At 74.6% G+C, this 22,341-nt stretch carries 21 protein-coding genes and 1 tRNA gene; 16 read left to right on the top strand and 6 right to left on the bottom strand.

The window, feature by feature from the left end; translation table 11 throughout:
- From ABZ495_RS34780 to ABZ495_RS34760, 5 genes are all read left to right on the top strand, one after another.
- A partial coding sequence (locus tag ABZ495_RS34780) for an acyl-CoA dehydrogenase family protein (RefSeq protein WP_157849844.1) occupies positions 1-97 on the top strand: 97 nt, incomplete at its 5' end.
- 77 nt (positions 98-174) lie between these two features.
- On the top strand, positions 175-921 hold the full coding sequence (locus ABZ495_RS34775; protein WP_359811354.1) for a TetR family transcriptional regulator: 747 nt from the start codon (positions 175-177) through the stop codon (positions 919-921).
- Positions 922-1,119: 198 nt separating this feature from the next.
- The gene (locus ABZ495_RS34770; protein WP_359811351.1) at positions 1,120-2,514 is read left to right on the top strand and encodes a chloride channel protein; all 1,395 of its coding nucleotides are present in this window, start codon (positions 1,120-1,122) and stop codon (positions 2,512-2,514) included.
- Between the two features lie 81 nt (positions 2,515-2,595).
- Positions 2,596-2,865, top strand: coding sequence for a hypothetical protein (locus ABZ495_RS34765; protein WP_359811348.1), 270 nt, complete (start codon positions 2,596-2,598; stop codon positions 2,863-2,865).
- A 49-nt stretch (positions 2,866-2,914) separates the two neighbouring features.
- On the top strand, positions 2,915-4,165 hold the full coding sequence (locus ABZ495_RS34760) for a hypothetical protein (RefSeq protein ID WP_359839895.1): 1,251 nt from the start codon (positions 2,915-2,917) through the stop codon (positions 4,163-4,165).
- Between the two features lie 150 nt (positions 4,166-4,315).
- On the opposite strand, the gene ABZ495_RS34755 is transcribed toward ABZ495_RS34760, so the two are convergent.
- Positions 4,316-4,403 (bottom strand) — tRNA-Leu (locus tag ABZ495_RS34755).
- Positions 4,404-4,694: 291 nt separating this feature from the next.
- On the opposite strand from ABZ495_RS34755, the gene ABZ495_RS34750 reads away from it, so the two are divergent.
- The 3 genes from ABZ495_RS34750 to ABZ495_RS34740 all read left to right on the top strand — a co-directional run bounded on the left by ABZ495_RS34750 (position 4,695) and on the right by ABZ495_RS34740 (position 7,705).
- Positions 4,695-6,041: a M20/M25/M40 family metallo-hydrolase gene (locus ABZ495_RS34750; RefSeq protein WP_329486963.1), complete on the top strand. Its 1,347-nt coding sequence runs from the start codon at positions 4,695-4,697 to the stop codon at positions 6,039-6,041.
- A gap of 256 nt (positions 6,042-6,297) precedes the next feature.
- Positions 6,298-6,543: a chaplin gene (locus ABZ495_RS34745; RefSeq protein ID WP_329486962.1), complete on the top strand. Its 246-nt coding sequence runs from the start codon at positions 6,298-6,300 to the stop codon at positions 6,541-6,543.
- Positions 6,544-6,889: 346 nt separating this feature from the next.
- Positions 6,890-7,705, top strand: a complete 816-nt coding sequence (locus ABZ495_RS34740; protein WP_359811343.1) for a chaplin — start codon at positions 6,890-6,892, stop codon at positions 7,703-7,705.
- Positions 7,706-8,088: 383 nt separating this feature from the next.
- On the opposite strand, the gene ABZ495_RS34735 is transcribed toward ABZ495_RS34740, so the two are convergent.
- On the bottom strand, positions 8,089-8,298 hold the full coding sequence (locus tag ABZ495_RS34735) for a DUF5703 family protein (protein ID WP_329486960.1): 210 nt from the start codon (positions 8,296-8,298) through the stop codon (positions 8,089-8,091).
- A gap of 330 nt (positions 8,299-8,628) precedes the next feature.
- On the opposite strand from ABZ495_RS34735, the gene ABZ495_RS34730 reads away from it, so the two are divergent.
- A complete protein-coding gene (locus ABZ495_RS34730) occupies positions 8,629-9,234 on the top strand; it encodes a hypothetical protein (RefSeq protein ID WP_329486959.1) in 606 nt (201 codons plus the stop codon).
- 201 nt (positions 9,235-9,435) lie between these two features.
- Here ABZ495_RS34730 and ABZ495_RS34725 read toward each other — a convergent pair whose 3' ends face one another.
- The 3 genes from ABZ495_RS34725 to ABZ495_RS34715 all read right to left on the bottom strand — a co-directional run bounded on the left by ABZ495_RS34725 (position 9,436) and on the right by ABZ495_RS34715 (position 13,673).
- Positions 9,436-9,996: a cysteine hydrolase family protein gene (locus ABZ495_RS34725; RefSeq protein ID WP_359839893.1), complete on the bottom strand. Its 561-nt coding sequence runs from the start codon at positions 9,994-9,996 to the stop codon at positions 9,436-9,438.
- A 179-nt stretch (positions 9,997-10,175) separates the two neighbouring features.
- The gene (locus ABZ495_RS34720; RefSeq protein WP_359839891.1) at positions 10,176-12,467 is read right to left on the bottom strand and encodes a helix-hairpin-helix domain-containing protein; all 2,292 of its coding nucleotides are present in this window, start codon (positions 12,465-12,467) and stop codon (positions 10,176-10,178) included.
- Positions 12,468-12,692: 225 nt separating this feature from the next.
- Positions 12,693-13,673 (bottom strand): aldo/keto reductase, encoded by a 981-nt coding sequence (locus ABZ495_RS34715; RefSeq protein WP_329486955.1) that lies wholly within the window; start codon positions 13,671-13,673, stop codon positions 12,693-12,695.
- Between the two features lie 349 nt (positions 13,674-14,022).
- Here ABZ495_RS34715 and ABZ495_RS34710 point away from each other — a divergent pair, with 349 nt between their 5' ends.
- The gene (locus tag ABZ495_RS34710; protein ID WP_352297224.1) at positions 14,023-15,072 is read left to right on the top strand and encodes an LLM class F420-dependent oxidoreductase; all 1,050 of its coding nucleotides are present in this window, start codon (positions 14,023-14,025) and stop codon (positions 15,070-15,072) included.
- 75 nt (positions 15,073-15,147) lie between these two features.
- On the opposite strand, the gene ABZ495_RS34705 is transcribed toward ABZ495_RS34710, so the two are convergent.
- Entirely contained in the window at positions 15,148-16,131 is a 984-nt protein-coding gene (locus tag ABZ495_RS34705) for a magnesium and cobalt transport protein CorA (RefSeq protein ID WP_329486953.1), read from the bottom strand.
- 178 nt (positions 16,132-16,309) lie between these two features.
- Here ABZ495_RS34705 and ABZ495_RS34700 point away from each other — a divergent pair, with 178 nt between their 5' ends.
- The 6 genes from ABZ495_RS34700 (at position 16,310) to mshC (ending at position 22,233) form a co-directional block, all read left to right on the top strand.
- Complete coding sequence (locus tag ABZ495_RS34700; RefSeq protein WP_359811332.1) at positions 16,310-17,023, top strand: histidine phosphatase family protein; 714 nt, start codon at positions 16,310-16,312, stop codon at positions 17,021-17,023.
- Between the two features lie 311 nt (positions 17,024-17,334).
- Positions 17,335-17,904: a DUF3090 domain-containing protein gene (locus ABZ495_RS34695; protein WP_329486951.1), complete on the top strand. Its 570-nt coding sequence runs from the start codon at positions 17,335-17,337 to the stop codon at positions 17,902-17,904.
- Positions 17,905-17,933: 29 nt separating this feature from the next.
- A complete protein-coding gene (locus ABZ495_RS34690) occupies positions 17,934-18,755 on the top strand; it encodes an SCO1664 family protein (protein WP_359839897.1) in 822 nt (273 codons plus the stop codon).
- A gap of 109 nt (positions 18,756-18,864) precedes the next feature.
- Entirely contained in the window at positions 18,865-19,782 is a 918-nt protein-coding gene (locus ABZ495_RS34685; protein WP_352297214.1) for a helix-turn-helix domain-containing protein, read from the top strand.
- A 132-nt stretch (positions 19,783-19,914) separates the two neighbouring features.
- Positions 19,915-20,784 (top strand): carbohydrate-binding protein, encoded by an 870-nt coding sequence (locus ABZ495_RS34680; protein ID WP_329486949.1) that lies wholly within the window; start codon positions 19,915-19,917, stop codon positions 20,782-20,784.
- Between the two features lie 219 nt (positions 20,785-21,003).
- The gene (gene mshC, locus ABZ495_RS34675) at positions 21,004-22,233 is read left to right on the top strand and encodes a cysteine--1-D-myo-inosityl 2-amino-2-deoxy-alpha-D-glucopyranoside ligase (RefSeq protein ID WP_359811325.1); all 1,230 of its coding nucleotides are present in this window, start codon (positions 21,004-21,006) and stop codon (positions 22,231-22,233) included.
- Positions 22,234-22,341: the final 108 nt, after the last annotated feature.

Here is a 22,341-nt window from a genome sequence, read left to right as displayed (position 1 = left end):
CCCGGTGGAGCGGATGATGCGGGACGCGAAGATCACGCAGATCTACGAGGGCACCAACCAGGTCCAGCGGATCGTGATGGCCCGCAACCTGCCGTAACGGCCGCGGGCGGGGTGCCGCGGGCACCCCGCCGCACACCTGGCCCGGCTGTTCGAAGCCGGTGCTATGTTCCGGGAATGAGCGAGAAGGAAGAGCAGGACCCGCCCATGAACGACGGTCCGCCGAAGCCGGCGATGCGTGAAGCGCTCGTCGCCGCCGCCTTCGAACTCTTCCTGGAGCGGGGCTTCGAACAGACCACGATCGACGACATCGTCTCGCTCGCCGGAGTCGGCCGGCGCTCCTTCTTCCGCTACTTCCCGGCCAAGGAGGACGTGGTCTTCCCCGACCACGAACGCAGCCTCGCCGAGATGACGGAGTTCCTGGAGTCGGGCACCGGCGAGGAGGACCCGGTCCGGCACGCCTGCGACGCCGCCCGCCTCGTCCTGCGGATGTACGCCGAGCAGCCGTCCTTCTCCGTCCAGCGCTACCGGCTCACCCGCAAGGTGCCCGGCCTGCGGGCGTACGAGCTGTCGGTGGTCTGGCGCTACGAGCACATGCTCGCGCACTACCTGCGCGGGCGCTTCGCCGCACGGGCCGACGGGGCCCTGCGCGCCGACGTGATCGCGGCCGCGGTGGTCTCCGCGCACAACCACGCGCTGCGCACCTGGCTGCGCTCCGGCGGCGAGAGCGACTGGACCACCGAGGTGGACGCGGCGATGGCCTTCGTCACCGGCACCTGGAGCGACCGGCCGGCCGAGGCGGTGCCGGACGGCGAGGCGGACGACGTCGTGGTGCTGGTCGCCAGTCGGCGGGCGCCGCTCTGGCGGATGGTGCAGGGCATCGAGAGCGCGCTGGAGGAGTCCCGGCAGGTCCCGCAGGCCTGACGGGCCGCGGCCGCGGCCCCGGCGCGCGGCGCCGACCGCGGACCGACCCGGGCGCCCGCTCGTCCGTACGGCGCAACCCGCTCGGGGCGCGCCGCGCCGGAGCGCCGACCACCGCGCGGGCGCCGGTACCGCGGGCGAGACTCGGTCCCAGGACGGGACCGGGCAGCGGCCGGCTCCGGTGAGCGCGAAGGAGCGGGCATGCCCGAGCAGACCGGTCGGCCCGTCGGCGGACCCGAGGCCGTGCGCGCGGTACTGCTGAAGAAGGGCTACCTGGTCCTCCTGCTGATCTCGGCCGTCGTCGGCATCCCCGTCTCGCTCGCCGCGTTCGGCTTCGTCAGCCTGGAGCACGAACTCCAGCACTGGGTCTGGGAGAGCCTTCCGGACAGCCTCGGCCTGGACCGGGCGCCCTGGTGGTGGCCGCTGCCCGCGCTGCTGCTCGCCGGCCTGCTGCTCGCCCCGATCGTCACCCGGCTGCCCGGCCGCGGCGGCCACGTCCCGGTGGACGGACTCGGTGGTCCGCCCACCCTCCCGGTCGCCGTACCCGGCGTGGTGCTGGCGGCCCTGGCCTGTCTGCCGCTCGGCGTCGTGCTCGGTCCCGAGGCGCCGCTGATGGCCCTGGGCAGCGGCCTCGCCCTGCTCGCCGTCCGGCCCGCCTGGCTGACCGCCAAGCCCCAACTGGGGCCCGTGCTCGGCGCGGCCGGCTCGGCGGCGGCGATCTCCACCATCTTCGGTAGTCCGCTGGTCGCCGCCGTGATGATCATCGAGGGCGCCGGCCTCGGCGGGCCGCAGCTGACGGCGCTGATCCTGCCGTGCCTGCTGGCGAGCGGCATCGGCGCGCTGGTGTTCACCGGCTTCGGCCACTGGACGGGGCTGTCGATCGGGGCCCTCTCGCTGCCCTCGGAGCCGCCGTCCGGCGTCCCGGACCCGGGTGACTTCCTCTGGGGGGTCCCGCTCGCGGTCGTGGTGGCGGCGATCTGCGTGACCGGCCGGCTCCTCGGCACCCGGGTCAAGGGGTACGTCACCGGCCTCCCGGACCGGCCCGCGCCGACCCGGCGGGCCACGGCCGTCCGGACGGTGCTCTGCGCCGTCGCCGTCGGCGCCTGCATCACCGCGTACGCGCTGCTCACCGGGCGCTCGCCGGAGGAGGCCGCGCTCTCCGGACAGGCCACCCTCGGCGAGCTGGCCGCCGATCCGGCGTCCTGGCCGGTCGGCGCGCTGCTGGCGCTGCTGGTCTGCAAGGCGCTCGGCTGGGGCATCGCGCTGGGCAGCCTGCGCGGTGGTCCGATCTTCCCGGCGCTCCTGATCGGCGCGACCCTGGGGATCGCCTGCGGGCCGCTGCCCGGTTTCGGCTTCGCCCCGGGGCTGGCGGCCGGCCTCGCCGCCTCCGCCGCCGCGGTCACCCGACTGCCGGTCACCAGCACCGTGCTCGCGTCGGCACTGCTCGGGGCCGACTCGGCGAACTCGATGCCGCTGCTGATCGTCGCCGCGGTGACGGCCTTCGTGGTCGCCGAGACGATCCACCGGCTCGGCCGCCGCCGGGCCGGGGCCGAGCCCGCCGGCGGGGCCCCGCCGGAGCGGCCGGCCGAAGGCTGACGGGCGCCCGCGCCCCGGCCGCCCGTCGTCCATCCGGGTGAGCCCCGGATTCACCGGCCGAGACCTGGGCAGTCTCGCTCCGTGACCACTTCTGCTCCCCGCCGCCGACGCCGCCGCTCGGCCGCCCCGCACCGGACGCCGGCTCCGGCGCACACCTTCGCCCCGAAGCACACCTCCGCCCCGGCCACCGTGCCGGGCCCGAGCGCGCCGGCCTCCTCGCGCGGGCCCGCGACCGCCACCGCGGCACCGCGCTGCTGCGCGGTCTCCACCACCGAGCACCGCTCCCTCGGCGGGACCATCATCCGCACCCACCGCCACCACCCGGCCTGCCCGGTCTGGGCGGCCCGTTGAGGCGACCGAATCCGGTCGGCCGGCCGGTGCCGTTTGCTTGAATGACAGGGTGACGAGCAGCGCCGGATTCACCGAGGACGACCTGAGCGGCCTGGCCGGGCCGCGCTCCTTCGAACGGGGCCGGGGCTACCGGGACGCGGTCGCCGAACTCGACGTCGGGGCGGAGCGGTTCACCGCGGTCGTGAGCGGCACCGAGGCCTACGAGGTGGTGCTCGAACTCGACGCGGAGTACGGGCTGTCGGGCGAGTGCGACTGCCCCTACGGGCTCGACGGCAACTTCTGCAAGCACTGCGTCGCGGTGGGCCTGGTGGTGCTGGAGAAGTGGCACGAGCTGCCCCGGCTCAAGGCCGAGGCGACGGCGCGGGCCGGCAGCCTGGAGTCCTGGCTGGGCTCGCGCTCGCGCGAGGACCTGCTGCTCCTGGTACGCGAGTTGATGGACGGCGACCGGACCCTGCGGCGTCGTCTGGAGCTCCGGGCCGCGACCGCGCAGGCCGATCCCGCCCAACTGCGCTCCCGGATCACCGATCTGCTCGCGGTGGGCCGCTTCAGCCGCTACGGGTACGTCGAGTACGCGGACGCGCAGGCGTACGCCCTCCAGGCCGGCGAGGCGGTGACCGCCGTCCGCGCGCTGACGGCGGAGGGGCAGGCCGGGCAGGCGATCGCCCTGGCGCGGGAGGCGATCCGGCTGCTCGGCCGGGCGTACGACCGGATCGACGACTCCGCCGGGTGCGTCGGCGGGGTCGCCGCCGATCTCGACGAGGCCCACCTGGAGGCCTGCCGGTCGGCGCCGCCGGACCGCGCCGAGCTGGCCGACTGGCTGGTCGACCGGCTGCTGGGCGGCCACGACCACCTGGTGGAGGCGGAGCTGGCGGACTACCGCGACCTGCTGGGCGGGCCCGGTCTGCGCCGGGTCCGGGAGCGGGCGGAGGAGGCCGCCCGGCGCAGTCCCGCCGGCCGGGCCGAGAAGGACCTGATGAAGCAGCTGGCCAAGGCCGAACGCGCCCTCGCACGGGCGGCCGGCAAGGGCGTCCCGGGCCCGAGGCCGCCGGCCGGACCGGGCCCCGGTGACCCCGGCCGGCCCGGGGACGCCCTGGAGGGGTACCGCCGCGCGATCGAGCGGCTCGGTCCGCTCGCCGGCGACGCCCGCTACCGCGAGCTGGCCCGGCTGCTGCGGGAGGTCCGCTCCTGCCACCGGGCCCTGGGGACGGAGCCGGCGTTCGCGGCCGAACTCGCGGCCCTGCGGGCCGACCACCGGCGCAAGCGCAACCTCCTGCGGATCCTGGACGAGCACGGCCTCTGACCAGCCATGGCGGCCGCTCCGGTCCGGCGGCGCGGGCGAGGCCCGGCGGCGGACGCGGAGATCTCACGCGGTGACCGCCCCGCCGGGCCGGGGGGTCCTCCCACCGTGCCCGGGAAACGCAGAAGACCCCTGATCAACAGGGGTCTTCGTTGGTGTCCGAGGGGGGACTTGAACCCCCACGCCCGATAAAGGGCACTAGCACCTCAAGCTAGCGCGTCTGCCATTCCGCCACCCGGACCGGGTGTTGTCTCCGCAGCCTCGTCGGCCGCGCTGACAGATGTAACTGTAGCAAAGATCGGCTTGCGCTCCCAAAACGGCCCCGGATCGTCGGGCAGGGGCGGTGACCTGGGCAAGGGGTGCTCTGTGGCGGGGGTGTGACCAGCGGATTTCGCCTCGGTTCCCGGGGGCCCGCGGGGTGGATACGGCTGGGGGCCTGGGGGAGGATGGGCGGACGTGCTCGTACGCCCGGGTGCAGGTCCCGGGGGTAAGGCGCCGGTGCGTCGGTGCGGGCCAGAGACGAGGAGTGACCGTGAGCGAGCGGAGCGAGTCGACGGCGGGGCGGGCGGCGGCGCCGAAGGTGACGGCCGAGTCGGAGGTCGCCGGGATCTGTCGCGACCTGATCCGGATCGACACCAGCAACTACGGCGACGGCTCGGGCCCGGGGGAGCGCAAGGCCGCCGAGTACGTCGCGGAGCAGCTCGCGGAGTTCGGCATCGAGCCGCAGATCTTCGAGTCCGCCAAGGGGCGGGCCTCGACGGTCGTCCGGATCGAGGGCGAGGACCGTTCGCGTCCGGGCCTGCTGATCCACGGGCACACCGACGTCGTGCCCGCCAACGCGGCGGACTGGACGTACGACCCGTTCTCCGGCGAGATCGCGGACGGCTGCGTCTGGGGGCGCGGCGCGGTCGACATGAAGGACATGGACGCGATGACGCTGGCCGTCGTGCGCGACCGGCTGCGGACCGGGCGCAAGCCCCCGCGGGACCTGGTGCTGGCCTTCGTGGCGGACGAGGAGGCGGGCGGCACCTACGGCGCCCGGTACCTGGTCGACAAGCACCCGGACCTCTTCGAAGGGGTGACCGAGGGCATCGGCGAGGTCGGCGGCTTCTCGTTCACCGTCAACGACCAGGTCCGGCTCTACCTGGTGGAGACGGCTGAGAAGGGCATGCACTGGATGCGGCTCACGGTCGAGGGCCGGGCCGGGCACGGGTCGATGGAGAACGACGACAACGCCATCACCGAGCTGTGCGAGGCGGTGGCCCGACTCGGGCGGCACACCTTCCCGCTGCGGATCACCAAGACCGTCCGCGCCTTCCTGGACGAGCTGTCCGACGCGCTCGGCGTGCGGCTCGACCCGGAGAACATGGACGAGACGCTGCGGGTACTGGGCGGCATCGCCAAGATGATCGGCACCACGCTGCGCAACACCGCCCAGCCGACGATGCTCGGCGCCGGCTACAAGGTCAACGTGATCCCCGGGCAGGCCACCGCCCACGTGGACGGGCGCTTCCTGCCCGGCTACGAGGAGGAGTTCCTGGCCGAGCTGGACAGTGTGCTCGGCCCGCGCGTGAAGCGCGAGAGCCTGCACTCGGACAAGGCGATCGAGACCAGCTTCGACGGTGCGCTGGTCGAGGCGATGCAGAGCGCCCTGCAGGCGGAGGACCCGATCGCGCGGGCCGTGCCGTACTGCCTGTCCGGCGGGACGGACGCCAAGTCGTTCCAGGACCTCGGCATCCGCTGCTTCGGCTTCGCGCCGCTGCAACTGCCGCCGGAGCTGGACTTCGCCGGGATGTTCCACGGCGTGGACGAGCGGGTGCCGGTGGACGGGCTCAAGTTCGGCGTGCGGGTGCTGGACCGCTTCATCGACGCCTGCTGAACGACCCTCCCGCCCGCGGGACGACGGCCCGCTCCCGGGGTTCCGGGGGCGGGCCGTCCGCATTGTCCGAGCTAATGATTTGGGACCGGGAAATGGAGATCGAGAGAAACGATTCTGCCAGTATCCACGGATCGATCATCCGTGCGGGTCATCACCGTTGCGGGTGAATGGGGAAAAGGTTCCGTACCCCGTTTGCCACACCGTCGTTCATTCCTATGCAGCCCGCCGAACGGGTTGCGCTGCTCATACAGGAGGAATGATGAAGGTCAAGAAGATCGCTGCCGTTGCCGCCGCCACCGGTGGCCTGGTGCTGGCCGCCGCCGGTGTCGCGTCCGCCCACGGCGGCGCCGCCGCCAACGGTGTGGCCGCCGGCTCCCCGGGCGTGGTCGCGGGCAACCAGGTTCAGATTCCCGTGCACATCCCGGTGAACCTCTGCGGCAACACCGTCAGCGTGATCGGCGTGCTGAACCCGGCGTTCGGCAACCACTGCGCCAACTTCTAAGGCGCCCGCGCGTTGAGCGCGCGATGACCGGATGACCGGTCGACGGGTCGACCGGCCGGTGGGGCACCGGCCGACAGGTCGACGGGCCGATCACCGGAATGACTCACTCGGCCCCCGGGTGGCGGACGCGCCACCCGGGGGCGCTTGTGCGTCCGGACACGGCCGGGAATCGGCGGGCCGTCAGCCTATTGTCGTGCCTCACTCGATCGGGTGAATAGGGTTCTTTCGGCTCAACCTCACCGCTTGCACCTCGTTGTCTCCTGTGCACTCGAAGACCTTTCCCGTTCGTCGGAAATTCCGACTTTCGGATAGGTCATCACGTCGTCTCGATACGTCAGGGGAAAATATGAGGAATGTAGCCAAGAAGGGGCTCCTCACGGCCGTGGCCACCGGCAGTGTCCTGGCCTCGACCGCCGGCTACGCCTACGCGGGCGCCGAGGCGCAGGGGGGAGCCGCCGGTTCGCCGGGCGTGGCCTCCGGCAACTCGGTGCAGGTACCGGTCGAGGTGCCGATCAACGCCTGCGGCAACACCGTCGATGTGATCGGCGTGCTGAACCCGGCGTACGGCAACCACTGCGCCAACGTCAGCGGGCACCCCGGCGGCGGCCACAGCGCCTCGGGGTCGTCCGCCTCCGGTGCGGCGGCGGGCTCGCCCGGCGTGGTCTCCGGCAACAGCGTCCAGGCGCCCGTGCACGTCCCGGTCAACGCCTGCGGCAACTCGGTCGACGTGGTCGGCGTCGGCAACCCGGCCTTCGGGAACGCCTGTGGGAACGAGGGCTCGTCGGTGGCCACCACCCCGCCCGCCAAGCCGGACGAGGACTGCCCCGAGGAGCACGGCTCGCACAACCCGCCGCCGCCCACCGGTCAGCCGTCCACACCGCCGTCGCACCCGGGCGGCGGTGAGACCACGCCCGGCAACCCCCGGACGGGCAGCCCGTCCGCCACCACCCCGGCGGCGCCCGGCGCGACCACTCCCGCGGCCGGCGGCGGCCAGAGCGGTCAGGCCGTGCCGGCATCGGCGCGCACCGCCGCTCCCGAGGCGGCCGGCAGCCAGCTGGCCTCGACCGGTGCGGGCGGCACCGAGCTGCTCGGCGCGGCCGGCCTCGCCCTGCTGCTCGGCGGCGGCGTGCTCTACCGCCGCGCCCGCGCCGGCGCGCGCTGAGCGTCGACCACGTGCCCGGCGTCGACCACGTGCCCGGCGGGTCGCTCCCGCCCGGGGCGGCGGGGCGGACGCCGGAGCGGGCTCCGGCCTGAGTGAGCGGCCGTGCCGCTGCGGCACCCCGGGTCGAACCCCCGGTGCGGCGGCGGCACGGCGGTGAGCGCCGTGCGAGCCCGGGTGTGGACGCGTGGTGCCCGCGACCGTGCGTGGTTCGGACGGCCGCGGGCACCACAGACGGACAGCTCCGGACCGGCGGGAGCGCACATGCCGACGACCCGCCCGGTCACGGAGTGTGAACGGTGGCACCGGGCCGGGTCGTGCGCGACGCCCCGGCCCGAGGAGGCGTGCGGAGGTGGCAGCCCGTACCGGTCAGCGGGAGGGGCCCGTCACCAGCTCCGCACCTGCCGGATGATTCGCCGCCGCAGCAGCACCGTCCGGCTACCGTCCGGGAACAGCCGCAGCCTGTCCAGCTCCCAATGCCCGTATTCGGCATGGTCGGTGAGCAGCTGGCGCGCCGCGTTGCGGGAGGTACCGCGCGGCATGCGCAACGACTGGTACTCGTACTCCGGCTGCCGGACCGGCTTCGGTGAAGTCAAAACGCTCCTCCTGAGGGTCACCTGCGAGCAAGCCTACGGCCTGCCTCCGACAACGGGCCCGGGTATTTTCGGCCGCCCTCCCGGCGAGGCCCCGCGCGTACGCCTGACAGCTCATCAGTTCCGTTTCCGCTGTGGACGGGATACCCCGATCAGGGCCCGTGGAAGCGGCACGCGGGCGGCCCCGCCGTGCCGGATCCGCGCGCTCCGCGCGGGCGTGCGCGGGTACAGAACCACGCGGATCGGACATCAGGGGGGAAGTTGCGGTGAAATCGCGGGTGTAGGTGACAACCGCTGTGCGTACCGACACCGAGGGGAGATAGCGTCTGCACCATGTCTGATGCCGCGCAGCCCACCATTGCCGAGGTACGCGCCGCCGCCGAGGCGGTCAAGGCCGCCATCGACCGTCATCTGGAAGCGGTGTCAAGCCCCAGCGCAGCGGACGATCCCGCTGTGTTCACCGCCTACGAGCAGCTCGCGACGGCGGCCATCGCCTACGACCAACTCCTCTACGAGGTCTACGACGAGGTCACCCCGTTCGAGGTCCCCGGCGACGAGGGACCGGGCGGGTACAACGGCCCCGAGCAGCCCGAGGCGATCAGCGTCCTGATCCGCCGCGACTACCACGTGGTCGATCCGAAGCGGCTGCGCGCCCAGGCCGAGCGGCTGGACGACTCGCTGACCCCGGGCGGGGGCGGGTCGGGCGAGGTGAACGCCGCGATCGGTGTGCTGTTCGGCGAGTACGAGCCGGACGAGATCGCCGCCCGGAGCGAGGAGTTCGGCCTGGAGGAGGGCGACTCCACGCTCTGGGTCGCCGCCGCCGAGCCGACCGAGCCGGGGGAGTGGCTGCCGGAGCCCTTCGAGCACGCGGACCCGCAGCTGCTGATCTGCCGGTTCGACGTCAGCGAGGTCTACGACGACGAGGACCCGGACGAGTGACCTGAGCTCCGCCACCGCCCGCTCCGCCGCCCCGCCTGCCCGGGGCGGCGGAGCGGGACGCCGGGGCGGGGAGGACGGCCCGGGCGCCCCGCAGCTCCCGGCCGGCTGCTCGAACGCTTCTGCGAGCGCATGGTTTCGGACATTCCCGTCGGCCCCCGGGGTCGGCACCCCGGGGGCCCTCCCGGCCGCGTGGCGCGGCCGTCAGGACGTGGCGCCGAAATCGACGTCCTCGGTGCCCACCGTGCCGCCCGTCCGGCCGGGTGCCGTCTGGTACGTCCAGTACAGGTTGGTGTGGGCGATGACCTGGGCCGGCGGCGGCGCGCCCCAGGCGGTCTGGTCCTCGGTGGTGTGGGCATCCGCGACCAGGACCGCGTCGTAGCCCCGGACGAGGGCGCCGTGCAGCGTCGAGCGGATGCACTGGTCGGTCTGCGCGCCGGCGACGACGAGCCGGCCGACGCCGAGGCCCTCCAGCACGGTCTCCAGCTCGGTGTCCTCGAAGGAGTCGCCGTAGGTCTTCCCGACCAGCGGCTCGGTGTCGCCCGGCGTCAGCTCGGGGACGATCCGCCAGCCGTCGCTCCCCGGCTCCAGGTCCGGGTCGGAGTGCTGGACCCAGACGACGGGGACCTTCTCGTGGCGGGCCTTCGCGACCAGGCGGCCGATGTTGGCGACGACGGCGTCGCGCTCGTGCGCTTCCTCGACGACGCCGTTCTGCACGTCGACGACGAGCAGCGCGGTCCGCGGACGGCCTTCGAGTGTGGTCATGATCTCCCCTTGCTCGTACCCGGCCACGGTGGTGGCCCCGGAGCACGCTAGACCCACCCTCCGACAGCGGACCGGCCCCGGCACCGAGGGGGGACCGGCCCGGTCCCCCCCTCCGCGCCCGCGCGCTAGGGGTGTTCGCCAAGTCCCGCCGGGTCCGCGCGCGACCTGGCGAACACCCCTCAGTACGCCTGGGCGGCGTTCTCCGCGAGGATCGCCCGCAGCCGGGTGGTGCGCGGCGCGGCCGGGCGTTCGGCGACGGCCTGGGGCAGGGCCGGGCCGGCCGCGTGGACCACCGAGAGGTGGCGCTCGCCGCGGCCGAACGCGGTGTAGACCCACTGGCGGGTGAGGGCCGCGCCGGCGTCCTCGGGGAGGACGACGACCGCGCCCGGCCAGCGGCGGCCGACCGCCTGGTGGACGGTCAGCGCCCAGCCGTGCCGCAGCCGGCCGGCCTCGGCCGGCGGGACGCTGCGGCGCGAGCCGTCCGGGTACTCCAGGTGCAGGCCGGTGGCGTCGCCGTCGAGCACGCGGGCGGGGCGGACGACGCCGGGGGCGGGGGAGTCCACCACGCGGTCGCCCGGGTCAAAGCCGCCGAAGCGGCCCGGGCCGGGGTTGAGGGCGGCCTTGGCGGCGGCGTTCAGCGCCCGGGTGCCGGCCGAGCCGCCGTGGCCGGGGGTCAGCAGCACCACCTGCTCGGCGGGGATGCCGAGCGCGCGCGGGATGGAGTCGGTGAGCAGCTGGATGGCGCGGTGGACGGCCTCGCCGCCGTCCTTGGCGGTCAGGATGACCACCTCCTTGTCCGGCGCCTCGACCGGCTGCAGCTCGCCGATGCCGATGCCGGAGACCAGTTCGCCGATCGGACCGAAGTCCGGGGTGCGGGAGGCCACGGAGGGGCAGACCTTGGCGGTCAGCAGGTCGGCGAAGAACCGGCCCGGCCCGGCCGACCAGAGCTGGCCCGGGTCGCCGCTCAGGACCAGCCGGGTGCCGTCGGCGAGCGACTCCAGCAGGGTCGCGGCCAGCTCGACGTCCAGCAGCGGGGCGTCCAGCACGACGAGGACGTCGAGGGCGAGCGTGCCGTCCGAGGACCGGCCGGGGCCGGCCGTGCCGGACAGCAGCTCGGCCAGGGTGGCGGCGGGCAGCGGCTCGTCGGCCGGCCCGGCGAGGGCGTCCCGGCCCTGCTCGGTCCAGGTGGCGGCCCAGGCGCGCAGACCGAGGCCGGCGGCGGCGCGGACCAGCGCGACCGGCTCGGCGCGGGCGGCCTCGCCACCGGTGTGGGTGACCAGGGCGCTCTCCGCGGCGGCCTGGATCAGGGCGGTCGCCGAGGAGGACGGCGCCGCGGCGGCGGCCGCCTCCCAGGCGGCCGGGCCGGGGGCGGCGGGTGTACCGGGAGCGTCGGCGCCGCCGGCCGGGCCCTCGACGGCCGGGCTCTCGTCGACGCCCTCGGCGGCCGGGTCTTCGGTGGCGTCCTCGGCGCAGGCGCCCCCGGCCGGGTCGTCGGAGGCGTCCTCGGCGGCGTCCCCGTCGGCCGGCGCGTCCGCCGCCGGAGCGGGCTCGGCCTCCTCGCCGCTCCCGCCCTCGCCGCCGTCCGCCTCGGCCGCCTCGGCCGCCTCGTCCGGTTCGTTCACCTCGCCAGACCCGTCCACGCCGGGGACGAAGGTCGACATCAGCCGGACCAGGCCGTCGGCCAGGCTCTCCTCCGCCAGGGCCAGCCGCTCCAGCGCGAGCACGGTGCGGGTCGGCGGCTCGTCGTCCTCGTCGCCGCCGGCGGAGTGCGCCTCGGCGCCGGTCAGCTCCTCCTGGAAGGGCATCGCCCGGCCGTCGACCACGGCCGACTGCAGCGCGGCGGCGGCGTCCGGCAGGCCGAGGCGGTCCAGCCCGGCCGTCACCTCGCCGATCTCCACGGCGGAGTGGCCGCGCAGGGCGGCCTGCTCCAGCAGCCAGGGCACCAGCGCCTGGGCCCGGCGGGGGTCGCCCGGGCCGGCGGCGGGGCCGAGCAGCCCGCGGGCGAAGCCGTCGGCGTGCTCGGGACGGACGCCGGGCAGGGTCAGCACGGCCCACGGGTCGGCGCGCAGCTCCTCGGCGGCGCCGTCACCGAAGGCGGCCACGGCGGCGGGCGCGAGGTCGGTGGGCGCACCGCCGGCGGCCAGCACCTCGGCGGTGGCCCGCAGGGCCTCCGCGCGCTGCTCGTCGGTCTCGGCCTGGTACCGGGAGGGGCGGGCGGCGGCCGGTGCCGCGGCCGGGGCGGCCTCACCGGGACCCGCCGGGGCGGCGCCACCCGCCGGGGCGTCCGAACCCGCGGCGGCGCCCGGGACCCGCGGGGTGTTCCCGGAGGCCGGCGCGCCCGGGCGGGCCGACTGCTGCCCGACCACCCGGATCGCCTCCGCCAGCGCCGCGACGGCGGCCGCCTTGTCGGCGCCGTCCGTCCCCGGGGCCGCCGGGGACTCCTGCGGAGCGCCGTTCTCCGTGTCACTCATCGTTCGCTCCAAAAGATCACTCCACTGCTGGGGCGCCGGCCGCTCCGCGCCCGGAGCGGCCGCCGCTCGCGGCCGCCACGGGCGGCGCGCGGGGTCGGGCCCGACCGTGCCGGGGCCGAGCCGGCCCGCGTCGGGTCGGGGCATCACGTCCGTCGTCGGCCGTCAACCCTCAGTGTGTCGGTCGTCGGTCGTCGAGATCCGGCCTGTCCGGCGGCGGCGCGAGCCCTAGAGCTCGGTCCACCCCTGGTCCGGATAGCGGTGGACCGGCGACGAGATGTCGTCGAGCGCACCACGGATCTCACCCGGAAGCGTAAGCGCCTCGACTGACAGTGCCGACTGCAGCTGTGCGACCGTGCGTGCCCCGACCAGCGCGCTCGCCACCCCCGGCCGGTCCCGCACCCAGGCGAGCGCCACCGCGAGCGGGCTGCTGGCCAGCCCGTCGGCGGCGGTGGCGACGGCGTCCACGATCCGCCGCGAGCGCTCTCCGAGGTAGGGCTGGACGAAGCCGGACAGGTAGGGCGAGGCGCCGCGCGAGTCCTGCGGGACGCCGTGCCGGTACTTGCCGGTGAGCACGCCGCGGCCGAGCGGCGAGGAGGCGAGCAGCCCGACGCCCGCCTCCCGGGCGGCGGGCAGCGCCTCCCGTTCGAGGCCGCGCTGGAGCAGCGAGTACTCCAGCTGCGCACCGGCCAGCGGCACCCGGCCGTGGTGGGCGCGCTGCCAGGTGGCGGCGCGGGCGAGCTGCCAGCCGCTGTAGTCGCAGACGCCGACGTACCGCGCGCGCCCGGAGGTGACGGCGATGTCCAGGGCGCTGAGCGTCTCCTCGACCGGGGTGGCCGGGTCGAAGGCGTGCACCTGCCAGAGGTCGACGTAGTCGGTGCCCAGCCGGCGCAGCGAGGCGTCGAGGGCGGCGAGCAGGTGGCCGCGCGAGCCGTCGAAGCGGCGGGCGGAGTCGGGGACGCTGCCCGCCTTGGTGGCGATGACCAGGTCGGAGCGGGGGATCAGGTTGTCGGTCAGCCGGGAGAGCAGGTACTCGGCGCCGCCGTCGCCGTAGACGTCGGCGGTGTCGACCAGGTTGCCGCCCGCGTCGACGAACTCCTTGAGCTGCTCGGCGGCCTCGTGCTCGTCGGTGTCGCGGCCCCAGGTCATGGTTCCGAGGCCGAGCCGGGAGACCTGCAGCCCGGTACGGCCGAGGTGACGCTTTTCCATCGGACGGGCCCTCCACTGGCCGACAACACCGCTGATACCGCTGATACCGCTGAAACCACTCGTCCTGCTGAACCCGCCGGAACCGCGCGCGCCCCCGGCGCCGCCGGTGCCGCCCGCGCCCGGGCCGCTCGCCCCGTCCGCGCGGGCCCGGCAAACGCGCAGGTGGGGAGAGGCGTCCCCACGTCGGCTGAGCGTAGCGGCCGGTGCCCGGGCAGATGCGCAGACCCGCAGAACGATCAGCACCCGGGTGGCGGGTCCGAATGTGGCCCAGCCCACAGCTACCGGCCAGTAGCATGTCCGCCGGACGTGCGGTTACCCTCACGGACAACCCGACTGGAAGGCATGGCAGATGCGACTCGGTATCAACCTCGGCTACTGGGGCCTCGGCATGGACGCCGACAACATCGCCGTCGCCCAGGAGGCGGACCGGCTCGGCTACTCGGTCTGCTGGGCCGCCGAGGCCTACGGCTCGGACGCGGCCACCGTGCTGTCGTACGTCGCCGCCAAGACCGAGCGGATCGACGTCGGCTCGGCCATCTTCCAGATCCCGGCCCGCACGCCGGCGATGACCGCGATGACGGCGGCCACCCTGGACACCCTCTCGGGCGGGCGGTTCCGGCTCGGGCTCGGGGTCTCCGGCCCGCAGGTCTCCGAGGGCTGGTACGGCGTGAAGTTCGACAAGCCGCTGGCCCGCACCCGCGAGTACGTGGAGATCATCCGAAAGGCGATGTCCCGCGAGCGGCTGGTCCACGAAGGAGCGAACTGGACGCTGCCGCTGCCCGGCGGGCCCGGCAAGCCGATCAAGCTCACCGTGCACCCGGTGCGCGAGCACATCCCGCTGTACATCGCCGCGATCGGGCCGAAGAACCTGGAGCAGACCGGCGAGATCGCCGACGGCTGGCTCGGCATCTTCTTCGCGCCCGAGCAGGCCGCGCTCTCCCTCGACCCGCTGCGGGCCGGCCGGGCCAAGGCCGGGAAGACCCTGGACGAGGGCTTCGACCTCTGCCCGACCGTCACCATCGCGGTCGGCGAGGACATCGAGGCCGGGGTCGACGCCCAGCGTTCCTACGCCGCGCTCTACATCGGCGGCATGGGCAGCAAGGAGAAGAACTTCTACAACCAGCTCGCCCGGCGGATGGGCTACGAGCAGGCGGCCGACGAGATCCAGGAGAAGTACCTGGCCAGGGACTACGAGGGTGCCGCGGCGGCCGTGCCGCACGACCTGATCGACGCCACCTCGCTGGTCGGCGACACCGCCCGGATCGCGGACCGGATGCAGGCGTACGCCGACGCGGGCGTCACCACGCTGACCCTGGCGCCGGCCGGCTTCAGCCTGGAGGAGCGGGTCCGGGCGCTGCGCACCGGCGTCGAGGCGATGGAGCGCGCCGGACTGGCCTGATCCGGCGGCGCGGGGGCACGGGCCGACCGCTCCGTGTCCCCGCGCCCCGCGTACGGACGGACGGGCGGACGGGGCCTACAGCCAGTCGTGCCGCTTGAACACCCGGTGCAGCACCAGGCAGACCAGCACCATCAGCGCCACCGCCGCCGGGTACCCCCAGACCTGGTGGAGTTCGGGCATGTGGTCGAAGTTCATCCCGTACACGCCCGCGATCATGGTCGGCACGGCGGCCAGCGCGGCCCACGCCGAGATCTTCCGCATGTCGTTGTTCTGCTGCACGCTGACCTGCGCGAGGTTGGCGCTCAGGATGTCGGAGAGCAGCCGGTCCATGCCCTCGACCTGGTCGTTGGCCTTGGCGAGGTGGTCGGCGACGTCCCGCAGGTACGGCAGCGCCTCGGGGCGGACGAACGGCACGCCGCCGCGCTCCAGCCGCAGCATCGGGTCCAGCAGCGGGCCGGTGGCCCGGCGGACGGTCACCAGCTGGCGCTTGTAGCCGTAGATCCGGCCGGCGGTGTCACGGCCGACCCGGTTGGGGGCGAACACGTCGGCCTCCAGCTCGTCCAGGTCGGCCTGGAGCCCGACGGCGACATCGACGTACCCGTCCACCACGGTGTCGCAGACCGAGTGCAGGACGGCGCTCGGCCCGTACCTCAGCAGCTCCGGCTGGGCCTCCAGCTCCGCCCGGAGCTCGCCGAGCGGGCTGTCGGCGCCGTGCCGGACCGTCATCACGAAGTCCTCGCCGACGAACATCATCACCTCGCCGCTGGTCACCGCGTGCCCGCCCGGGTGGTAGCCCAGCGTCTTGAGCGAGACGAACAGCGAGCCCTGGTAGGCCTCCACCTTCGGGCGCTGACGGGCGCTGACGGCGTCCTCCACGGCCAGCGGGTGCAGCGAGAACTCCTCGCTGACCCGGTCGAGTTCCTCGACGGTGGGTTCGAAGAGGCCTATCCAGACGAAACTGCCCTTGCCGGCCGCCCGCGCGGCGGCGAGGGCGCCGGTGTGGTCCTCGGGCGCCTCGATCCGGCGGCCGTCGCGGTAGATGGCACAGTGGACGATCATCGGGCCATTGTGGCCCCTCGGCGGGAACGGTGGCGGCACAACGCCTCGCTCTGCACGGGCGCTCCACACGACCCGGCCCCCTCCGCCGCGCCACCGGTCCGCCGCTCGCCCGCCACCCGCCGCCGCGGACCCCCACCCCTCGCCCGCGACCCGGCCGGGAGGCCGTACGCTGGGCTCCATGCCCACGCTGCTGCTCGTCCGTCACGGCCGGTCCACCGCGAACACCGCCGGAATCCTGGCCGGTTGGACACCCGGCGTGGATCTCGACGACACCGGGCGCGAGCAGGCCGCCGCGCTGGCCGGCCGGCTCGCCGCGATCCCGGTGGCGCAGGTCGTCAGCAGCCCGCTGGAGCGCTGCCGGCAGACCGTGGAGCCGCTGCTCGCGGTCCGCCCCGAGCTCGGGGCGGCGGCCGAGGACGAGCGCCTCGGCGAGTGCCACTACGGCGACTGGACCGGCCGCCCGCTGTCCGAGCTGGCCAAGGAGCCGCTCTGGCGCACCGTCCAGGACCACGCGGCCGCCGCTGCCTTCCCCGGGGGCGAGTCGCTGCGCGAGCTGAGCCACCGCACGGTCGACGCGGTCCGCGAGTGGAACGCCAAGGTCGCCGCCGAGCACGGCGAGGACGCGGTCTGGGTCGCGTGCTCGCACGGCGACGTGATCAAGGCGGTGGTGGCCGACGCGCTCGGCCTGCACCTCGACCACTTCCAGCGGATCTCCGTCGAGCCCTGCTCGGTCACCGCGATCCGCTACACCCCGCAGCGCCCCTTCGTGCTGAGAATGGGCGACACCGGCGACCTCTCCTCGCTCGCGCCGAAGCCGGGCGCCGGCGGCCACGGCGACCGGGGCGGCGACGCGACCCCGGCCGGGGACGCGGTGGTCGGCGGCACCGCCTGACCGACCCGCCCCGGCGCCGGCACCCGCGCCGGCCGCCGTCGCCGCGGACCGGCCCCGACCGGCGCGGACCCCGGCGGACCCGCCCCGGCTCACCGGCTCGGCTCCCCGGGCCGGGCCCGGAGGTCGTAGGGTGACTAGCGAGCCTGCCGGGACCGGCCCACCGGTGTCCGGGCGGGCGGTGGCGCCCGGACGGTCCGGCTGTCCGAGCGCCCCGCACCACAGGCAGACGACACACACCCGTCAGACGTACGACTACGCGACACCCACGCAACACCCGACATACGACGATCGAAACGATCCGGAGCGAGAGCGTGCCCCGTCAGGTCTTCTTCTACGACCAGCCCGAACGGTTCGTCGCCGGCACCGTCGGCCAGCCCGGCGCCCGGGCGTTCTACCTGCAGGCCAGCGCCCGGGGGCGGATCACCAGCGTGCTGCTGGAGAAGACCCAGGTCGCCGCGCTCGCCGAGCGGATCGAGGAGGTCCTCGACGAGGCCCTGCGGCGCAGCGGCGGCGACTCCGCGATCCCCGCCGCCGCCCCGGTGGACCTGCTCGACACCGCCCCGCTGGACCTGCCGCTGGAGCAGGAGTTCCGGGTCGGCACGATGGCCCTGGCCTGGGACAGCATCGACAGCTGCCTGGTGGTCGAGGCACAGGCGGTGATCGAGGAGGACGAGGGCGAGGACGCCGCCGAGGCGGTCTTCGAGGACGACGAGAACGGCCCGGACATGCTGCGGGTGCGGCTCTCCGGCGCGATGGCCCGGGTGTTCGCCAAGCGCGCGCTGGACCTCGTCTCGGCCGGTCGCAAGCCCTGCCCGTTCTGCAACCTGCCGCTCGACCCGGAGGGCCACCTGTGCCCGCGCGCGAACGGGTACCGGCGCTGAACACCGAGACCCCACCACAGGCGGACCCGGTGGCCGGCGCCGCCCTGGCCGCCGACGTGCCGACCGCGCTGCGCCTGCTGCGCGAGGGCGGGCTGACCGTCCACGGCCGGCTGACCGACGCCTCCAACGCCGCGCTCTACTGCAGCGTCACGCTGGACGGCCCGCAGGGGCTGACCGCCCAGGCCGTCTACAAGCCGGTGGCCGGCGAGCGCCCGCTCTGGGACTTCCCGGACGGCACGCTGGCCGGCCGCGAGGTCGCCGCGTACGAGCTCGCCGCCGCCACCGGCTGGGCGCCGATCCCGCCCACCGTGCTGCGCGACGGTCCGCACGGACCCGGCATGGTGCAGCTCTGGGTGGAGCCCGACCCGGAGGCGGACCCGCTGCTCGCCCTCCAGGACCCGCGCGGACCGGAGGACGGCTGGCTGCCGATCGTGCGCGCCGACGTCGGTGACGGGCGCACCGCGCTGCTGGTCCACCCGGACGACGAGCGGCTGCGCCGGCTCGCCGTGCTGGACGCGGTGCTCAACAACGCCGACCGCAAGGGCGGCCACCTGATCGCCGCCGCCGACGGCCGGATCTACGGCATCGACCACGGCGTCACCTTCAACACCGAGGGCAAGCTGCGCACGCTGCTCTGGGGCTGGGCCGGTCGGCCGCTGCCGCAGGACGCCCTGGCGGTGCTGGGCGGCCTCGCCGAGCAGCTGGACGGCGCGCTCGGCGAGCGGCTCGCCCCGCATCTGACCGCAGCCGAACTGGGTGCCACCCGCGCCCGGGTGGCCGAGCTGCTCGGCACCGGCCGCCACCCGCTGCCCTCGCAGGACTGGCCGTCCATCCCCTGGCCGCCGATCTGACCCGCACCGCCCCGCGCGGAGCCGGACCGGCGCCCGCCCGGGGCGCCGACCTGCCGACCCTGTAGCAATGGTCTGGACCGGTGCGGCGGTTCGGCCGCAGACTGCTCCGATGGACGAGCGACGGACCACCCCCCACCTGGACCTGCCGCTGCATCGCTTACAGGTCCCGCTGCCGCACCTGCTCCCGTTCGCGATCGGCAGCTTCGACGCCATCGGCCCGCTCTCCCGGGCCGCCTTCCCCCACCGGCACTCCTTCTACGAGATCGTCTACGTCACCGGAGGCCGCGGCGCCCACGTCCTGGACCTGGTCCACCGGACGCTGCAGCCGCCGCAGTTGTGCGTGATCGTGCCCGGACAGGTGCACTACTGGGCCGACGCCGACGATCTGACCGGGCAGGTGGTGCTCTTCAACGAGGACTTCCTGCTCTCCCGCCCCGACGACCTCGCCGCGCTCCGCGGCCTCTCCTCCCGGCCGGCCCTGTCCCTGGGCGAACACGCCGGGCCGATCGCCGCCTTGTTGGCCGACATGGAGCAGGAGTACCGGGCGCTGCCGTCCGGCTACCTGGGCGTGCTGCGGGCCAGCCTGCACATCCTGATCGTCCGGGCGCTGCGTGCCTGCGCCCCCGGCCCGGGTCCGGCGGTGCCCGGGCGGGGGAGCGAACTGGCCACCGCCTTCACCCGGTTGATCGCCGACCCGGGCGGGCTGCACCGCTCGGTGGCCTCCTGCGCCCAGGAGCTGGGCCTGTCGCCCGGCCATCTGCAGACGCTGGTGAAGCAGGCCACCGGGTGCACACCCGGCCGGCTGATCCGCCAGCAGCAGACGCTGGAGGCGAAACGGCTGCTGGCCTCCACCGAGCTGACGATCCGTCAGGTCGCCCGGGAGGCCGGGTTCGCCGATCCGGCGTACTTCTGCCGCTTCTTCCGGCGGGAGACCGGGATGACGCCGGGGGAGTTCCGGGCCGGGGTCGGAGGAAATCACCACGATCCCCGGATCACGTCCATCGCGGCCGTCCCGGGCGCCCCGTAGGTTGGCTGCTGGCCGCCGGTGACCGGCCCGTACGGAACGGGTGGGCCGCCGGCCCGGTCCTTGTCATGCCCCCACCATGACAAGGGCCGCCCCCACCTCCCCCCACACCCCCCCCAGTGAAGGAGTCGGCGCATGCCAGCGTCCCAAGAGCCCACCGGGCCGGAGGGCCTGATCGACCGCCGGATCAGCCGCAAGACCGTCCTCAAGGCGGCCGCCGTCCTCAGTGCCACCCCGCTGCTGATCGGCGGCGGTGTCGCACTGGCCCGCGACCGGGTCGGCACCGGCGAGGCACCCGGCCTCACCCCCGCCTGCCACGACGGCGACGAGCCGACGATCGAGCAGACCGAGGGCCCCTACTTCAAGCCGAACTCCCCGCTGCGGACGTCGCTGATCACCGACAGCACCCCCGGCACCCGGCTCACCGTGAGCGGCTACGTCTTCGGCCGGGCCTGCCTCCCGATCGCGAACGTCCTGCTCGACTTCTGGCAGGCCGACGTCAACGGCGCCTACGACAACACCGGCTTCGCCTTCCGCGGCCACCAGTTCACCAACGCCCAGGGCGCGTTCACCCTCACCACCATCGTGCCGGGCCTGTACCCGGGCCGCACCCGGCACATCCACGTCAAGCTCCAGGCGCCCGGCCGCCCGGTGCTCACCACCCAGCTCTACTTCCCCGGCGAGCCGCGCAACAGCACCGACACCATCTACGACGCGCGGCTGCTGATGAACGTCCGCCAGGTCGGCTCGGCGAAGGAGGGCACCTACGACTTCGTCCTGAACGTGCCGCAGACCCCCACCACGCCGCCGACCAGTCCGAACCCCACCACGCCCACCACCGCACCCCCGACCTCCCCGCCCGGCGGCTCCTGGACCGCCGGGACCCTCTACAACGCGGGCGACCGCGTCACCTACGCCGGCGCCTCCTACCGTTGCCTCCAGGGGCACACCGCCATCACCGGCTGGGAGCCGCCGAACGTGCCGGCCCTCTGGCAGCGGTCGTAGCGGCTCCGACCGCGTCCCCCAGGGGCCGGGCGCCCGGTCGGCGGCAGGGCCGACCGGGCGCTCATCCGCGCGCCCGGAAACCGCCCCCGTACCGGGCGGACCACGTCGGGAGCCGGTCCCTATCAGTCCGGAACCGCTCAGGCAACGTCGGAAACCGAATCCAGTCGATCTTGTGTACTGGTTAGGCTTTCAAATGTTCGCGCGGTTAAAGTGATTCCCATGCATGCCTGGCCCGCCTCCGAGGTTCCCGCCCTGCCTGGTCAGGGGCTCCCCCTTCGTATTCACGACACCGCCGCGGGCGGTATCCGCGAGGTCGTCCCGCAGGACGGCACCGCCCGGATCTACGTCTGCGGCATCACCCCCTACGACGCGACCCACATGGGCCACGCCGCCACGTACAACGCGTTCGACCTGGTGCAGCGCGTCTGGAAGGACGCCGGCCACGACGTCCTGTACGTCCAGAACGTCACCGACGTCGACGACCCGCTGCTGGCGCGGGCGATCGAGACCGGCCAGGACTGGGTGGCCCTCGCCGAGCGTGAGACCGCGCTCTTCCGCGAGGACATGACCGCCCTGCGGCTGCTCCCGCCGGCCCACTACATCGGCGCCGTCGAGTCGATCCCGTGGATCGTCCCGCTGGTCCAGAAGCTGCTGGCGAGCGGCGCCGCCTACAAGGTGGACGAGGACATCTACTTCTCGGTCGAGTCGGAGCCGCACTTCGGCGAGGTCTCCGGCCTGACCCGGGAGGCCATGCGCCCGCTCTTCGCCGAGCGCGGCGGCGACCCGGACCGCCCCGGCAAGCGCCACCCGCTGGACGCCCTGCTCTGGCTCGCGGCCCGCCCGGGCGAGCCCGCCTGGGACACCGAGCTCGGCCACGGCCGCCCCGGCTGGCACATCGAGTGCGTCGCGATCGCGCTGCGGTTCCTGGGCATGTCCTTCGACATCCAGGGCGGCGGCAGCGACCTTTCCTTCCCGCACCACGAGATGGGCGCCGCGCACGCCCAGGTCGCCACCGGCGGCCACCCGTACGCCCAGGCCTACGTGCACGCGGGCATGGTCGGGCTGGACGGGCACAAGATGTCCAAGTCCCGCGGCAACCTGGTCTTCGTCTCGGCGCTGCGCCGCGAGGGCGTCGACCCGGCGGCGATCCGCCTCGCGCTGCTCTCGCACCACTACCGCGAGGACTGGGAGTGGACCAAGGCCACCCTGGACGAGGCCGTCGAGCGCCTCGCCCGCTGGCGTGCCGCGGTCTCCCGCCCGGACGGCCCGCCGGCCGAGGCGCTGCTGGCCGAGGTCCGGGAGGCGCTCGCGCGCGACCTGGACGCGCCCGCGGCGCTGGCCGCGGTGGACCGCTGGGCGGCCGGCCAGGAGGCCGACGGCGGCACCGACATCGGTGCGCCCGGCCTGGTCTCCCGCACGGTGGACGCGCTGCTCGGCATCGCGCTGTAGGACGGCGAACGCCGGACATCGCGAGGTAGACGTAGCCGGACTCGACCAGCGGCCGCATGAAGCGGAACAGCAGGGTGAGCAGCAGGGTGCGGATGTGCTGCCCGTCGA

It is taken from the genome of Kitasatospora sp. NPDC005748 (assembly GCF_040630735.1).
In the GTDB taxonomy this organism is placed as follows: Bacteria; Actinomycetota; Actinomycetes; order Streptomycetales; family Streptomycetaceae; genus Kitasatospora.
This window is presented reverse-complemented; position numbering and strand designations above follow the sequence as displayed.

Bases quoted from the DNA above. Each gene is read 5' to 3' on its own strand.
- ABZ495_RS34730 (WP_329486959.1), top strand. From the start codon at position 8,629: ATGTCTGATGCCGCGCAGCCCACCATTGCCGAGGTACGCGCCGCCGCC.
- ABZ495_RS34775 (WP_359811354.1), top strand. From the start codon at position 175: ATGAGCGAGAAGGAAGAGCAGGACCCGCCCATGAACGACGGTCCGCCG.
- ABZ495_RS34705 (WP_329486953.1), bottom strand. From the start codon at position 16,131: ATGATCGTCCACTGTGCCATCTACCGCGACGGCCGCCGGATCGAGGCG.
- ABZ495_RS34770 (WP_359811351.1), top strand. From the start codon at position 1,120: ATGCCCGAGCAGACCGGTCGGCCCGTCGGCGGACCCGAGGCCGTGCGC.
- mshC (WP_359811325.1), top strand. From the start codon at position 21,004: ATGCATGCCTGGCCCGCCTCCGAGGTTCCCGCCCTGCCTGGTCAGGGG.
- ABZ495_RS34725 (WP_359839893.1), bottom strand. From the start codon at position 9,996: ATGACCACACTCGAAGGCCGTCCGCGGACCGCGCTGCTCGTCGTCGAC.
- ABZ495_RS34700 (WP_359811332.1), top strand. From the start codon at position 16,310: ATGCCCACGCTGCTGCTCGTCCGTCACGGCCGGTCCACCGCGAACACC.
- ABZ495_RS34715 (WP_329486955.1), bottom strand. From the start codon at position 13,673: ATGGAAAAGCGTCACCTCGGCCGTACCGGGCTGCAGGTCTCCCGGCTC.
- ABZ495_RS34740 (WP_359811343.1), top strand. From the start codon at position 6,890: ATGAGGAATGTAGCCAAGAAGGGGCTCCTCACGGCCGTGGCCACCGGC.
- ABZ495_RS34685 (WP_352297214.1), top strand. From the start codon at position 18,865: ATGGACGAGCGACGGACCACCCCCCACCTGGACCTGCCGCTGCATCGC.
- ABZ495_RS34720 (WP_359839891.1), bottom strand. From the start codon at position 12,467: ATGAGTGACACGGAGAACGGCGCTCCGCAGGAGTCCCCGGCGGCCCCG.
- ABZ495_RS34745 (WP_329486962.1), top strand. From the start codon at position 6,298: ATGATGAAGGTCAAGAAGATCGCTGCCGTTGCCGCCGCCACCGGTGGC.
- ABZ495_RS34710 (WP_352297224.1), top strand. From the start codon at position 14,023: ATGCGACTCGGTATCAACCTCGGCTACTGGGGCCTCGGCATGGACGCC.
- ABZ495_RS34680 (WP_329486949.1), top strand. From the start codon at position 19,915: ATGCCAGCGTCCCAAGAGCCCACCGGGCCGGAGGGCCTGATCGACCGC.